The organism is Ruminococcus bovis, from assembly GCF_005601135.1.
Taxonomy (GTDB): domain Bacteria; phylum Bacillota; class Clostridia; order Oscillospirales; family Acutalibacteraceae; genus Ruminococcoides; species Ruminococcoides bovis.
This window is the reverse complement of sequence record NZ_CP039381.1, coordinates 80,393-93,597: the sequence shown is the minus strand read 5'-3', so window position 1 is coordinate 93,597 and position 13,205 is coordinate 80,393. Positions and strand designations below refer to the sequence as shown.

13 protein-coding genes are annotated in these 13,205 nt (G+C 35.3%); 8 read left to right on the top strand and 5 right to left on the bottom strand.

Annotation, left to right across the window (positions count from 1 at the left end; genetic code table 11):
• Positions 1–24: 24 nt before the first annotated feature.
• From hisC to E5Z56_RS00410, 8 genes are all read left to right on the top strand, one after another.
• The gene (gene hisC / locus E5Z56_RS00445; protein WP_138156031.1) at positions 25–1,089 is read left to right on the top strand and encodes a histidinol-phosphate transaminase; all 1,065 of its coding nucleotides are present in this window, start codon (positions 25–27) and stop codon (positions 1,087–1,089) included.
• A gap of 4 nt (positions 1,090–1,093) precedes the next feature.
• Positions 1,094–2,389, top strand: coding sequence for a histidinol dehydrogenase (hisD, locus tag E5Z56_RS00440; protein WP_138156030.1), 1,296 nt, complete (start codon positions 1,094–1,096; stop codon positions 2,387–2,389).
• Positions 2,390–2,416: 27 nt separating this feature from the next.
• Positions 2,417–3,004 (top strand): imidazoleglycerol-phosphate dehydratase HisB, encoded by a 588-nt coding sequence (gene hisB, locus E5Z56_RS00435; protein WP_022506163.1) that lies wholly within the window; start codon positions 2,417–2,419, stop codon positions 3,002–3,004.
• 136 nt (positions 3,005–3,140) lie between these two features.
• The gene (locus E5Z56_RS00430; RefSeq protein ID WP_138156029.1) at positions 3,141–3,482 is read left to right on the top strand and encodes a hypothetical protein; all 342 of its coding nucleotides are present in this window, start codon (positions 3,141–3,143) and stop codon (positions 3,480–3,482) included.
• 93 nt (positions 3,483–3,575) lie between these two features.
• On the top strand, positions 3,576–4,439 hold the full coding sequence (srtB, locus tag E5Z56_RS00425) for a class B sortase (protein WP_138156028.1): 864 nt from the start codon (positions 3,576–3,578) through the stop codon (positions 4,437–4,439).
• Positions 4,423–5,670, top strand: coding sequence for an LCP family protein (locus E5Z56_RS00420; RefSeq protein ID WP_138156027.1), 1,248 nt, complete (start codon positions 4,423–4,425; stop codon positions 5,668–5,670). Before srtB ends, E5Z56_RS00420 begins: the two co-directional genes overlap by 17 nt.
• 10 nt (positions 5,671–5,680) lie before the next feature.
• Positions 5,681–5,887: a hypothetical protein gene (locus E5Z56_RS00415; protein ID WP_138156026.1), complete on the top strand. Its 207-nt coding sequence runs from the start codon at positions 5,681–5,683 to the stop codon at positions 5,885–5,887.
• Between the two features lie 12 nt (positions 5,888–5,899).
• The gene (locus E5Z56_RS00410; protein WP_138156025.1) at positions 5,900–6,520 is read left to right on the top strand and encodes a protease inhibitor I42 family protein; all 621 of its coding nucleotides are present in this window, start codon (positions 5,900–5,902) and stop codon (positions 6,518–6,520) included.
• 110 nt (positions 6,521–6,630) lie between these two features.
• Here the strand turns inward: E5Z56_RS00410 and gltA are convergent, their stop codons facing one another.
• The 5 genes from gltA to E5Z56_RS00385 all read right to left on the bottom strand — a co-directional run bounded on the left by gltA (position 6,631) and on the right by E5Z56_RS00385 (position 13,183).
• Entirely contained in the window at positions 6,631–8,016 is a 1,386-nt protein-coding gene (gltA, locus tag E5Z56_RS00405) for an NADPH-dependent glutamate synthase (RefSeq protein ID WP_138156024.1), read from the bottom strand.
• Position 8,017: 1 nt separating this feature from the next.
• Complete coding sequence (locus E5Z56_RS00400; protein ID WP_138156023.1) at positions 8,018–8,860, bottom strand: sulfide/dihydroorotate dehydrogenase-like FAD/NAD-binding protein; 843 nt, start codon at positions 8,858–8,860, stop codon at positions 8,018–8,020.
• 187 nt (positions 8,861–9,047) lie between these two features.
• On the bottom strand, positions 9,048–10,745 hold the full coding sequence (gene ptsP, locus E5Z56_RS00395; RefSeq protein WP_138156022.1) for a phosphoenolpyruvate--protein phosphotransferase: 1,698 nt from the start codon (positions 10,743–10,745) through the stop codon (positions 9,048–9,050).
• Between the two features lie 77 nt (positions 10,746–10,822).
• Positions 10,823–11,086 (bottom strand): HPr family phosphocarrier protein, encoded by a 264-nt coding sequence (locus tag E5Z56_RS00390; protein ID WP_138156021.1) that lies wholly within the window; start codon positions 11,084–11,086, stop codon positions 10,823–10,825.
• Between the two features lie 126 nt (positions 11,087–11,212).
• Positions 11,213–13,183 carry a PTS fructose transporter subunit IIABC gene (locus tag E5Z56_RS00385; RefSeq protein ID WP_138156020.1) on the bottom strand — a complete coding sequence of 657 codons (1,971 nt, stop codon included), beginning with the start codon at positions 13,181–13,183 and terminating at the stop codon, positions 11,213–11,215.
• Positions 13,184–13,205 lie beyond the last annotated feature (22 nt).

The following is a 13,205-nucleotide window of genomic DNA, read 5'->3' as shown; positions in this document are numbered from 1 at the left end:
AGAGATTTTAAAACAGAGGGAAAAATGATGATTGAAGACAATTTTAGAAAAGTTGTTCCTTATGTTCCCGGTGAACAACCTAAGGACAATGATGTTATTAAACTAAACACTAACGAAAATCCATATCCACCATCACCATCTGTACTGGATGCACTTGCTAAAGTGGATAACAATTCCTTTAGAAAGTATCCTGATCCGGATGTTACTGATTTGGTACAAGCTATTGCCGACTATCATCATTTTAAGAAAGAAAATGTTTTTGTAGGTGTAGGTTCTGACGATGTACTTGCAATGTGTTTCTTGTCATTCTTCAATAGTGGTAAGGAAATTTTATTTCCTGATGTAAGCTATGCTTTCTACAAAGTTTGGGCTGACCTTTTCCAAATTAAATATAGGGAAGTACCTTTGGATGAAAACTTTAACATTGTACCAAAGGACTATATGGTAGACAATGGTGGTATAGTATTTCCTAATCCAAATGCTCCAACAGGTCTAACACTTCCTTTATCTGATATTGAAGATATTATTATTGAGAATAAGCACAAGGTTGTTATTGTTGATGAAGCCTATATCGATTTTGGTGGAGAAACTGCTCTTTCTCTAATCAATAAGTACGACAACCTTATTGTTACAAGAACATTCTCAAAGTCACGCTCAATGGCAGGTATGCGTATTGGCTATTGTATTGGTAATGAACAGTTAATTTCTGTTCTAAATTCTGTGAAATTCAGCTTTAATTCATACACAATGTCTGATGTTGCAATTAAGTGTGGTGTTGCTTCTATTAATGATGATACATACTTTAAGAATATTGTAGCCAAGATTATTGATACAAGAGAAAAGACTAAAGAAAGTCTTACAAAACTAGGCTTTACTTTCTTAGATAGTTCATCTAACTTTATTTTTGCTAAGCATAATGAAATTAGTGGTGAAGAATTGTTTAATGCTTTAAAAGAAAATAAAATCTTTGTTAGACATTTTAATGCACCAAGAATTAATGACTATCTAAGAATTACAATCGGTACAGAAAGAGAAATGGAAGAATTAATATCATTCCTAGACTCATATATTAGTGGTAAGAGAGGATAAGAAAATGAGAATTGTAAAATTAACTAAAGAATCAAAGAACAATATCCTTGAGGGGATGCTAAAGAGAAGTCCTAATAACTACGGTAGTTATGAAAGTGTTGTAGCTGATATTTTAGCTAATATTAAGAAAAATGGCGACAAGGCACTTTTTGAATATACTAAGAAGTTTGATAAGTTTGGTCTTAATAAAGACAATATCCGTGTAACAGAAGAAGAAATTAAGGATGCTTATTCTAAGGTTTCAGAAGACCTATTAACAGTTATCAAGAAGTCACTTGTAAATGTTAAGTCTTATCACGAAAAGCAAAGACAGAACAGTTGGTTTAACTCAACAGAAGATGGCACAATCCTAGGACAAAAGGTTACACCACTTGAAAGAGTCGGTGTTTATGTACCGGGTGGTAAGGCAGTTTATCCATCATCTGTACTTATGAACATTGTTCCTGCAAAGGTTGCCGGTGTTAAGGAAATTATTATGACAACACCTTGTAACAGTGAAGGCGAAGTTAACCCTGCAGTTTTAGTTGCTGCTAATGAAGCCGGTGTTGATGAAGTTTATAAGGTAGGTGGAGCACAGGCAATCGGTGCTTTAGCTTACGGTACTGATAGCATCAAAAAGGTAGATAAGATTGTAGGTCCGGGTAACATTTATGTTGCTTTAGCTAAGAAAGCTGTTTATGGTTTTGTTAATATTGACAGTATTGCAGGTCCTTCAGAAATCCTTGTTATTGCCGATGAAACTGCAAACCCAAGATTTGTTGCAGCCGATTTGCTTAGTCAGGCTGAACATGATGAACTTGCATCAGCAATTCTTATTACTACTAGTGAAGACTTTGCAAAGAAAGTTTCTGCTGAAGTTGATAAGTTTGTTGCAGTTCTTTCAAGAAAAGAAATTATTTCAAAGTCACTTGATAACTTTGGTTATATCCTAGTTGCAGAGAATATGGATGAAGCTATTGATGCAGCAAATGAAATTGCATCAGAACACCTTGAAATTCAGACTGCCGATCCATTCCTAGTAATGACAAAGATTAAGAATGCCGGTGCTATCTTCCTAGGTAGCTATAGTTGTGAATCACTTGGTGACTATTTTGCAGGTCCTAACCATGTTCTTCCAACTAACGGTACTGCAAAGTTCTTCTCACCACTTTCAGTTGATGACTTTGTAAAGAAATCAAGCATAATCTATTATTCACAGGATGCCCTAAAAGGTGTTTATAAAGATGTTGCTAAGTTTGCTCGTTGTGAAAGTTTAACTGCTCACGAAAATGCAGCACTTGTTAGATTTGAAGAAGAATAATTCTTTAACGAATAAAGGAGAATTATAGTGGATAGAATTGCAGAAGTAACAAGAGTTACTAAAGAAACTGACATTTATATTAAAATTAACTTAGATGGTAGTGGCAAAAGTAAAATCAAAACCGGTATTGGTTTCTTCGACCATATGCTAGAAGGATTTGCTAAGCATGGACTGTTTGACCTTGAAGTAAAGGTTAAAGGCGACCTTAATGTTGATTGTCACCACACCATTGAAGATACAGGTATTGTTCTGGGTGAAGTTATCAGAAGAGCATTAGGGGATAAGTCAGGCATTAAGAGATATGGCAATTTCCTATTGCCAATGGATGAAACCCTTGTAATGTGTGGTGTTGATTTATCAGGCAGACCTTACTATGTATCTGACTTAAAGTTTACAAATGATAGAACAGGCGAAATGGATAATTGTATGGTTGATGAATTTTTCTATGCAATTTCATATAGTGCAATGATGAATCTTCATTTTGTACAAATGCGTGGTGTTAACGACCATCATATTATTGAAGCAACATTTAAAGCCTTTGCAAAGGCTCTTGATATGGCAACAACTGTTGACCAAAGAATTAATGGTGTACTTTCTACAAAAGGTACTATTTAATTCAATAAATTGCACAAATTTTCTCAATAATTTTGTATAACATTTTTAGAAAAAAACTTTATTTTTAATTATTATTGTGATATAATAAATTATAAATAATATGAGTTGTTATCCTTAAATATAGGAGGAAATTATAATGAAAAAAATATTTGCAATCTTAGCAATTACTGTTGTAGCAATGACAGTTTGTTTCTCATCAATTAGCTTTAGTGCTGCTAGTAGAAAAAGTCCTGTAGCTACAACAACTCGTCCAAGAAATACTAACGAAGACCCATCAAACCATACCGGTAACCCAGGTGGTGGTGGAGATAATGGTAATAATGGTGGTGGCAACGGTACAGATGGTACAAACGGTACAGGTGATTCAACAACTTCTCCTGTAACAGGTGACTATGTTGCATATTCAGTTCTTATTGCTGCCGGTTTAGGTCTATCTTCTTTGTTTGCATATAAGAAATATACTTCAAAGAAAAAGTAATCACAAAGATTATACCCCTACTTTTTAAGTAGGGGATTTTTTGTTTGACCCAAATTCCTTACTATGGTATAATTTTTCTAAAGGAGTTTTATTATGAAAGAAGATAAAAATCTAGTAGAAAATAAATCTATTGAAGATATTATTAAAGAGAATGAACCTGAAAAAAAGCCTAAGAAAAAGTTAGTTTGGCTAGTTGTTTTCATAATCTCACTTGTACTATGTGTTTGTTGTGTTTTGTTTTTTGTTTTAAATGCTTCTTCTTGTACTAATGGTGAGAGTCAGTACAAAAAGTTATCCAGCCAAGTTGTTTCACCAACATTAACAGACGACAATAAACCTAATGTTAAGAAAACTAAAGAGAAAAATCCTATCGACTTTAAGGCATTAAATAAGATTAATAAGGATATTGTTGGGTGGATTAAGATTTCTGATACCAACATTGATTATCCAATCTTGAGAACACCAGAAAGTGACCAAAGTTTCTATCTCCATAGAGATTATTACAAGAACTATCTTTATGCCGGTTCTATCTATATGGAAAGTTATAACCAACCTGATTTTTCCGACAGAAATACTATTCTTTATGGTCATAATATGGCAAATGGCACTATGTTTGCTGATTTGCATAAGTTTGAAGATTCCGGCTTTTTCTCAAAGCACAAAACTTTTAAGGTATATACTCCTAAGAGTATCAAGACCTATAAAGTGTATTCAGCTTATGAATATGATGATAGACATATAAATAATTCTTTTGACCATTTTAGAGATGATAAGGTCTTTAAAGAATATATTGACTATAGTTTAAATCCTACTAACGCAATAGTCAGCAATGTAAGAAAAGGTTCTAAGGTAACAATTAACGATAAGCTAATTACACTTAGCACCTGTACCAACAACCGTCCTGAAAACAGATTTTTAGTTCAAGGTGTATTGATAAAAAATGAAAGAACAGAATAACGATAAAATAATTAAAATTGAAGATAGTCCTCTAATTGAAGAAAGTAAAGATTTCAACAAGAATGCTCCAATAAAAAATATTGCGAATGATACTGCAATTGATGTTGATGGTGTTTCAGGTTATGTACTTTCTTCTGTTAAGAGAAAGAGAATTAACCCTACTGAAAATAAAAATAAAAGTCAACACAATAAGCACAAAATGAAGAAAAGTAAGAAAATTTTGATTACAATTCTTTCTTGCATTTTAGGTTTGTGTTTACTTGTAGTGGGTACTTTCGGTTTCTTGTATTATAGAGGCAAGAACGGACTTCTCGATAAAAGTGGTATGTCACTAAATCCACCATCAGATACAAAGGTTATTGATAACGGTAACTATATTTTCTATAACGGTCATAATTATAGATACAAAGACAGTATGACTTCAATTCTATTTATGGGTGTTGATAAGGATGAACTTGGTACTGTTAAGAATGTAGTTGGTACAGGTGGTCAAGCTGATGCTCTTTATCTAATTGCTATTGACACAGACAATGGTGTTACAACAACATTCCAAATTAGCCGTAATACAATGGTAGATATTGATTTGTACAATACTGCAGGTGACTTTATCCGTACAGAAAATAACCAGATTTGTCTTTCTTATGCTTATGGTGATGGCAAAGAAACATCAGCAGAAAACACAGTAAGGTCAGTCAGAAGATTGTTTTATGGACTTCCTGTAGCTCAGTCTTATACTGCACTTGATATTAGTGGTATCTCAGCATTAAACGATTCTATCGGTGGTGTTACTGTTACTTCACCTGTTACATATAAGGATGATAATAATAAGGTTGTGTACAATGAAGGTCAAACATATGAACTTCACGGTAAAGATGCCGAGAGTTTTGTTCGTTCAAGAAACCACGAAACTGCTAACTATAATGATAACCGTATGGTAAGACAAAAGGCATATTTAAACGCATTTATAGACAAAACAGTTTCTATGACAAAAAGTGATATTACTACACCGGTTACTATTTACAATTCAGCAAAACCTTATATGACAACTAATTTGTCGGCATCAAAGGTTAGCTACCTTGCTACCGATTTACTTCGTAAAGGTATCACAAGTGCTGATATTCAGAAAGTACCCGGTAAAGATAAAGATGGTAAAAATTATGTTGAATATAAAGTGGATAACAAAAAGTTCTTTAAAATGATTGTTGATACTTTTTATGTTCAAGCTGATTAATGGAGGCGTTATGTACAATTTACTTGCTAATTCCGAATCAATGAATGCAGTAGAAGAATTTACTTCAACCGTACCTATTGTACAAAAAGGTACTAATCATGCAGAAAATCCACTGGAAACCAATATGACTTTACAGTACGGTATTCTAATTGGTGTGTTGGTGGTTTTAGTAGCTATATTAGTTTATAGAAAAGTTAAGAACAAAAAGAAAAAGTAAGGAGCATTTATTATGAAAAAGTTTTCAAAAATTATTTCATTATTCTTAGTTTTGGCACTTTGTCTTTCAACTTTTATTGTTTCAGCAAGTGCAACAACAAAGGCAAAGAATTACACATTAAACCTAAATGCTAATAAGTCCAAAGGTTATAGCTGGACTTGTACAGTAAACAACAAAAAGTCAGTTAACTTTACTGTAAAGAAAAAGAATGTATCAAAGACAACTTGTAAGTATACATTTACCTTTATCGGTAAGCAAAAGGGAAGTGCTATTGCAACACTAAAGTATGGCACAAAGAAAAAGACAATTAGTCAGAAAACTATTAACCTAACTGTTGATGAAAACAAAAATGTTACTAAGACAATTCCTCCAAAGAATTATGTTCTAAAGCTAAATACAACATCAACAACTAATTACAATTATTCATATCATAGTTCAGATAAGTCAGTTGCTAATATTAGTGCTGATTTAAAGTTCAATAATAAAGGTGCAACATACATCTTTACTTTTAAAGGACTTAAGAAAGGCAAAGTTACTTATACAATAAAGTATCAAAGTAGCAACAAAAAATCATCTACAAAAGTAGTTAAACTAAATGTAGATAACAAACTTAATGTAACACTTGCAAAATAAAAAATAACCCTCATCTTTTTAGATGAGGTTTTACTTTTGTCAATTTCATAGAAACAAGAAAGAGCAATCACAATTGTGATTGCTCTTTTTTAGCTTATATGTAGAATAAATTACTTATTCTTAATAGCTTCGTCAATAGCAGCAGCAGCCTTTTTACCTGCACCCATAGCTAGGATAACTGTAGCAGCACCTGTTACTGCGTCACCACCGGCATATACGAATGGACGGCTTGTTAGACCATCTTCATCAGCAATAATGCCACCCCACTTCTGAGTATCAAGACCTTCTGTAGTAGACTTGATTAGTGGGTTAGGGGATGTACCGATAGACATAATTACACAATCCATAGGAATAGTAAATTCAGAACCTTCCTTAACGATAGGTCTTCTTCTACCACTTGCATCAGGTTCGCCAAGTTCCATTTCAACACACTTAATGCCTGTTACTGCATCATCCTCATCACCAAGGATTTCAACAGGGTTTGTAAGTGTACGGAAGATAATGCCTTCTTCTTTAGCGTGATGTACTTCTTCTGCTCTGGCTGGAAGTTCAGCATCAGATCTTCTATAGATAATGTTAACTTCCTCTGCACCTAGTCTTAGTGCTGAACGGGCAGCATCCATAGCAACATTACCACCACCAACAACTGCAACTCTCTTAGCGTGCATAATTGGTGTTGTGCTACCTTCTTTATAAGCCTTCATTAGGTTAACTCTTGTTAAGAATTCGTTAGCTGAGTAAACACCCTTTAGGTTTTCACCGGGAATGTTCATAAATCTTGGAAGACCTGCACCACTACCGATGAATACTGCTTCATAACCATCTTCCATTAGTTCATCAATAGAAAGCACTCTACCGATAACCATATTAGTTTCAACATCAACACCTAAATCTCTTAGGTTGTCAACTTCCTTATTAACAATAGCCTTTGGTAGTCTGAATTCAGGAATACCATACTGTAGAACACCACCTGCTGTGTGTAGTGCTTCAAAGATAGTAACTTCATAGCCAAGTTTAGCTAGGTCACCGGCACAAGTTAGACCACTAGGACCACTACCGATAACTGCAACCTTATGACCGTTTGATTCAGGCTTCTGAATTTTTTCTGTTGAGTGTTCATTGTGATAGTCAGCAACAAATCTTTCTAGTCTGCCGATAGCAACAGGTTCTGTCTTAATACCACGAACACACTTTGATTCACACTGAGATTCCTGAGGACAAACTCTACCACAAACTGCAGGTAGGGAAGAACTTTCGGAAATTACCTGATAAGCACCTTCAAAGTTTTCTTCAGTAATCATCTTAATGAAATCAGGAATATTAATATTAACAGGACAACCGTTTACGCAAGGCTTGTGCTTACAGTGTAGGCATCTGCTTGCTTCATCAAGAGCCATCTGCATTGTATAGCCTGTAGCAACTTCTAGGAAGTTCTTAGCTCTTACTGCAGGTTCTTGCTGTGGCATATCTGTTCTTGGAATTTTCATATTTGGCATCTTATTTTACCTCCTTATTTAGAAGGTTACAACTTTCTTCGTAAGCGTGTCTTTCAAATTCTTTGTACATTTGACCTCTCTTCATAGCCTCGTCAAAATCAACAAGGTGACCGTCAAAGTCAGGGCCATCAACACAAGCGAACTTTGTTTCACCGCCAACTGTAAGTCTGCAACCACCACACATACCTGTGCCATCAATCATAATTGGGTTCATTGATACAATGGTTTTTACATCATACTTCTTAGTTAGCTGACATACGAATTTCATCATAATAAGTGGACCAATTGTGATAACTTCATCATACTGGTTGCCTTCTTTGATTAGTTCTTCTAGAGCGTTAGTTACAAGACCCTTTTCACCATAAGAACCGTCATCTGTCATTAGCTTAAATACATCAGAATTGTTCTTAAAGTCATCTTCTAGGATAACAAGGTCTTTGTTTCTAAAACCAACTACTGAGTGAACTTCAACACCCATTTCATGAAGTTTTTTAGCAATAGGGAATGCAATAGCACATCCTACGCCACCACCAACAACAGCAACTTTCTTTAAGCCTTCTGTTTCTGTTGGTTTGCCTAGAGGACCAACAAAGTCATGAATATAGTCCCCTTCATTAAATGAGTTTAGCTGATTAGTAGTAGCACCAACAATCTGGAAAATGATTGTTACAGTACCCTTTTCTCTGTCATAATCAGCAACAGTTAGAGGAATTCTCTCACCGTTTTCGTCAGTTCTTAAAATGATAAACTGACCTGGTTGTGCTTTTTTAGCAATTAGTGGTGCTTCAATTTCCATCTTAGTTACGGTAGGATTAAGCACCTGTTTACTTATAATTTTGTACATGTGTATACTTCCTAACATAATTTTATACCGTACTTTCATTTTACACTAACGGAGTAGTCTTTGTCAATGAAATATTCACATTTTCTATTGAATATAGCCTAAAAATGTGGTTTTTCAACATTAAAATTCGTTAAATAATTAACGGAGCATATTTTCATATGCTCCGTAGATAGTTTTACTATTAAAATTACTTTGCAACAGATGTTAAGTACTCAACTACTTCACTTTCTGTTTTTAGTGTAAGTGCTTTATTTGCTACTTCTTTTGCCTCATCAATAGTCCACTGAGAGATTATCTTTCTTGTCTTTAGTACAGATGTTGCACTAACTGAAAATTCATCTAGACCAAAAGCAAGTAGTAGAGGAATTAGCAGTGGGTCAGCAGCAGCTTCGCCACACATACCAACCATAATATCCTTACCGTCTTCAATAATCTTCTTGATACTTCTTAGTACTGCCGGTTGGAAAGCTGAGTATAAGTAAGCTACATCAGCATTGCCTCTGTCAACTGCCATTGTGTAACCTGTAAGGTCATTAGTACCGATAGAGAAGAAGTCAGCTTCTTCTGCCAATAAGTCAGCAATAAGAGATGCAGCAGGTGTTTCAACCATTACACCAACTTGAATATCCTTGTTGTAAGCAATGTTTTCAGAGTCAAGCTCAGCCTTAATATTTTCAATCATAGCCTTAACTTCTCTAACTTCATCAATACAAGTTACAAGTGGAATCATAATCTTAATATTACCAAAAGCACTTGCTCTTAGTAATGCTCTAAGCTGAGGCTTATAAACATCTTCTCTGTGTAGGCAATATCTAACTGCTCTAAATCCCATAAATGGATTATCCTCTTTTGATAAACCAAGATAAGGAATATCCTTGTCACCACCAACATCAAGTGTACGAATGATAAGTGGCTTGTCACCAAGTTTTAGTACAGTTTTCTTATATGCCTCAAACTGTTCTTCTTCTGTTGGAATAGATGAACTGTCCATATATAGGAACTCTGTTCTAAATAGACCAACACCTTCACCGTCTTTAGATAGAACTGCGTCAGCATCATCAGGTTTACCAATGTTGCAACATAGCTCAACTTTTACACCATCAGCAGTTACTGTTTCTTTGCCGATAAACTTCTTAAGTTCTTCTTTTTCTTTTTTGTATTCAATGGTCTTTTCTCTATAGATAGCAATTTCACCGTCACTAGGATTTTCAATTACTTCACCATGACTACCGTCAACAATAATTTCTTGACCGTTCTCAAATGTTTCCATAACATTAGGAACAGAAAGTACTGCCGGAATTTCCATTGCCCTTGCTAAAATTGCAGAGTGGCTTGTTTTGCCACCAACTTCTGTTACAATACCAACAATGTTTTCTTTCACAATACAAGATGTCATTGACGGTGTTAAGTCTTTAGCAACAAGAACTGTACCGGATGGGGCAGAGGCAATGTCAACTTCTTCCTTACCAAGTAGCATTGTAATAAGACCGTTTTTAATATCTTCAACATCAGATGCTCTCTGTTTTGTTAGTTCATCATCAGCCATTGAGAATACACCAATGAACATATCACATACTTGAGCAACTGCATCTTCAGCACAACAACCACTGGAAATATTACCCTCAATTGAACTGCTCATTGCAGGGTCTTTCAACATAAGTAGGTGACCAAGAATAATGTCAGCTTCTTTTTCACCAATAGTGTTCTTAATGTTTTCAGCTTGTTTTTCTGTTTTTTCACAATATGCGTCAAAAACTTTTCTGTATCTGTCAATTTCAGCTTGAGTATCTGTAATCTGTTTCTTCTCATAATCAAGAGAAACTTCTTCAATAAGCATTACTTTACCAATACCGATACCTTCTGATGCGTTTACACCTTTTAACATAATTTCACCTCTTAAAAGAAAAAGCAGGAGAATTATAATAAATAACTCTCCTGCTAATGTACTTAACTAACGATTAATTATTCACCAAAGCCTGTTGAAATCATTTCAGCAGCTTCTTTCATTGCAGCTTCTTCGTCCGGACCTTCAATCTCAACTGTGATTTCTGTGCCACACTTGATACAAGCAGCAATTAGGTTCATAATGCTTTTACCATCAATTCTGTTGCCATCTTTAACGATAGTAACTGTGCTTTGGTACTTACCCATAGCAGATGTAAAAGTTCCTGCAGGTCTCATATGGAAACCCTGACTATTAGTTATAGTAAATGTTTGTGATACCATTTTAATTTCTCCTTTTGATTAAAAAAGTTTTTCATCACAAATATTATACAATATAAGTCAATTATTATCAATATTTAATTGTGTCAAAATTGAGTTTTATATTATTAAATTGTGATTATATTTTAATTACTTAGATTTCTTCTTCATAAATAGAGCAAGTAGAATCATTGAGATAAATGAACCTACTGCTAGTGCTAGTAGATACCAATACCATGTACCTGCCATTGTAGCAAATACGAAGATACCACCGTGAGGAGCCATTAGCTTACAACCGAATAGTGCTGATAATGCACCGGCACTTGCTGAACCTACGATACTAGCAGGGATAACCTGTAGTGGGTGGCTGGCAGCGTAAGGGATAGCACCTTCTGTAATGAATGATAGACCCATAATGTAGTTTACAGTACCGTTCTTTCTTTCATCAGCAGTCCATCTGTTTTTGTTAAATGTTGTTGATAGAGCAATTGCAATAGGAGGTACCATACCACCAACCATTACAGCAGCCATAATCATATAAGAAGCATCTGTACCTGTTGAAAGTAATCCTGTTGCGAATACATAAGCAGCCTTGTTGAAAGGACCACCCATATCAATAGCCATCATACCTGCAAGTAATGCACATAGAGGAACCATTAAGCCTTCAGTTTTGCTCATAGCTGTTAGAGCATTGTACATACCTGTGTTAATCCAACCCATGATTGGGTTAATTGCACACATAAGTACTGCAATAGCACCTAAACCAAGTAGTGGATAAATAAGAACCGGTTTAATACCTTCTAGAGAATGAGGTAGTTTATCACATGCCTTTTCAATCATTAGCATAATCCAACCACCAACGAAACCGGCAAGTAGACCACCTAAGAAACCTGATGGAACAGCAGCAGCAACACCGGCATCAATAGCAGCTTGACCTGTTAAAGCACCTGGGTTAGCAAAAGTTGCACCACTTGTTGCAAGGAAACCACCTACTAAACCAACTAACAAACCCGGTCTGTCAGCAATACTCATTGCAATGAAACCGGCTAGGATTGGAACCATTAGGTTAAATGCAACACCACCGATTGTTTTTAAGAAAGCAGATACAGGAGTCATTGTACCAAATTGGTCACTACCTGAACCACCATAACCACAGATTGTATCAATTAAGAATGCAACTGCAATAAATAGACCACCGGCTACAACGAATGGTAGCATATGAGAAACACCGTTCATTAGATGCTTGTAAAGCTTTCTACCAAAGCTTTCACCTTCAATTTCATCACTTGAAGCAGCAGCTCCACCATGATGATGGTAAATAGGAACTTGACCACTTTCGATTTTTTCGATAAGTTCTTTTGGCTTGTGAATACCATCAGCAACTTTAGTTGAAATAACAGGCTTACCGTCAAAACGAGCCATTTCAACATTCTTATCGGCAGCAACAATGATACCGTCACATTCTTCAATTTCTTTCTTTGTAAGAATGTTCTTAGCACCACCTGAACCGTTAGTTTCTGCCTTTAGAGGAATACCCATTTCTTTACCGGCTTTTTCAAGAGCTTCAGCAGCCATATAAGTGTGGGCGATACCTGTAGGACAAGCTGTTACAGCAAGAATTCTGTAACCGTCTTTCTGTTCTTTCTTAGCAGGTTCGTCAGGGTATTTTACTTTTTCAAATTCATCAATTGCCTTTAGAAAAGCTTCCTTATTTGGAGCGTTGAGTAACTTGTTCTTAAAGTCAGCGTCCATTAGCATTGTCATTAGTCTTGCTAAAACTTCAAGATGTACATCGCCGTCATTTGGTGCAGCAATCATAAAGATTAGATTAGAAGGCTTACCGTCCATAGCCTCATAATCAACACCATCCGGTACAGTTACTACTGCAAGAGCAGGTTCTTTTACAGCTTCACTCTTTGCGTGTGGAATTGCAATTCCGTCACCAATAGCTGTAGTTCCTCCGGCTTCTCTTGCCAAAATTCCTTCTTTGTAGACCTTAGCATCAACAAGATTACCGGCTTTGTTGTGCAAATCTACTAGTTTGTCAATTGCTTCAGATTTTGAATTTAGCTTAACGCCAAGTTCGATACAATCCTTTTTGAGTAAATCAACGATCCTCATAATTTTACCTCCTGTTTATAAA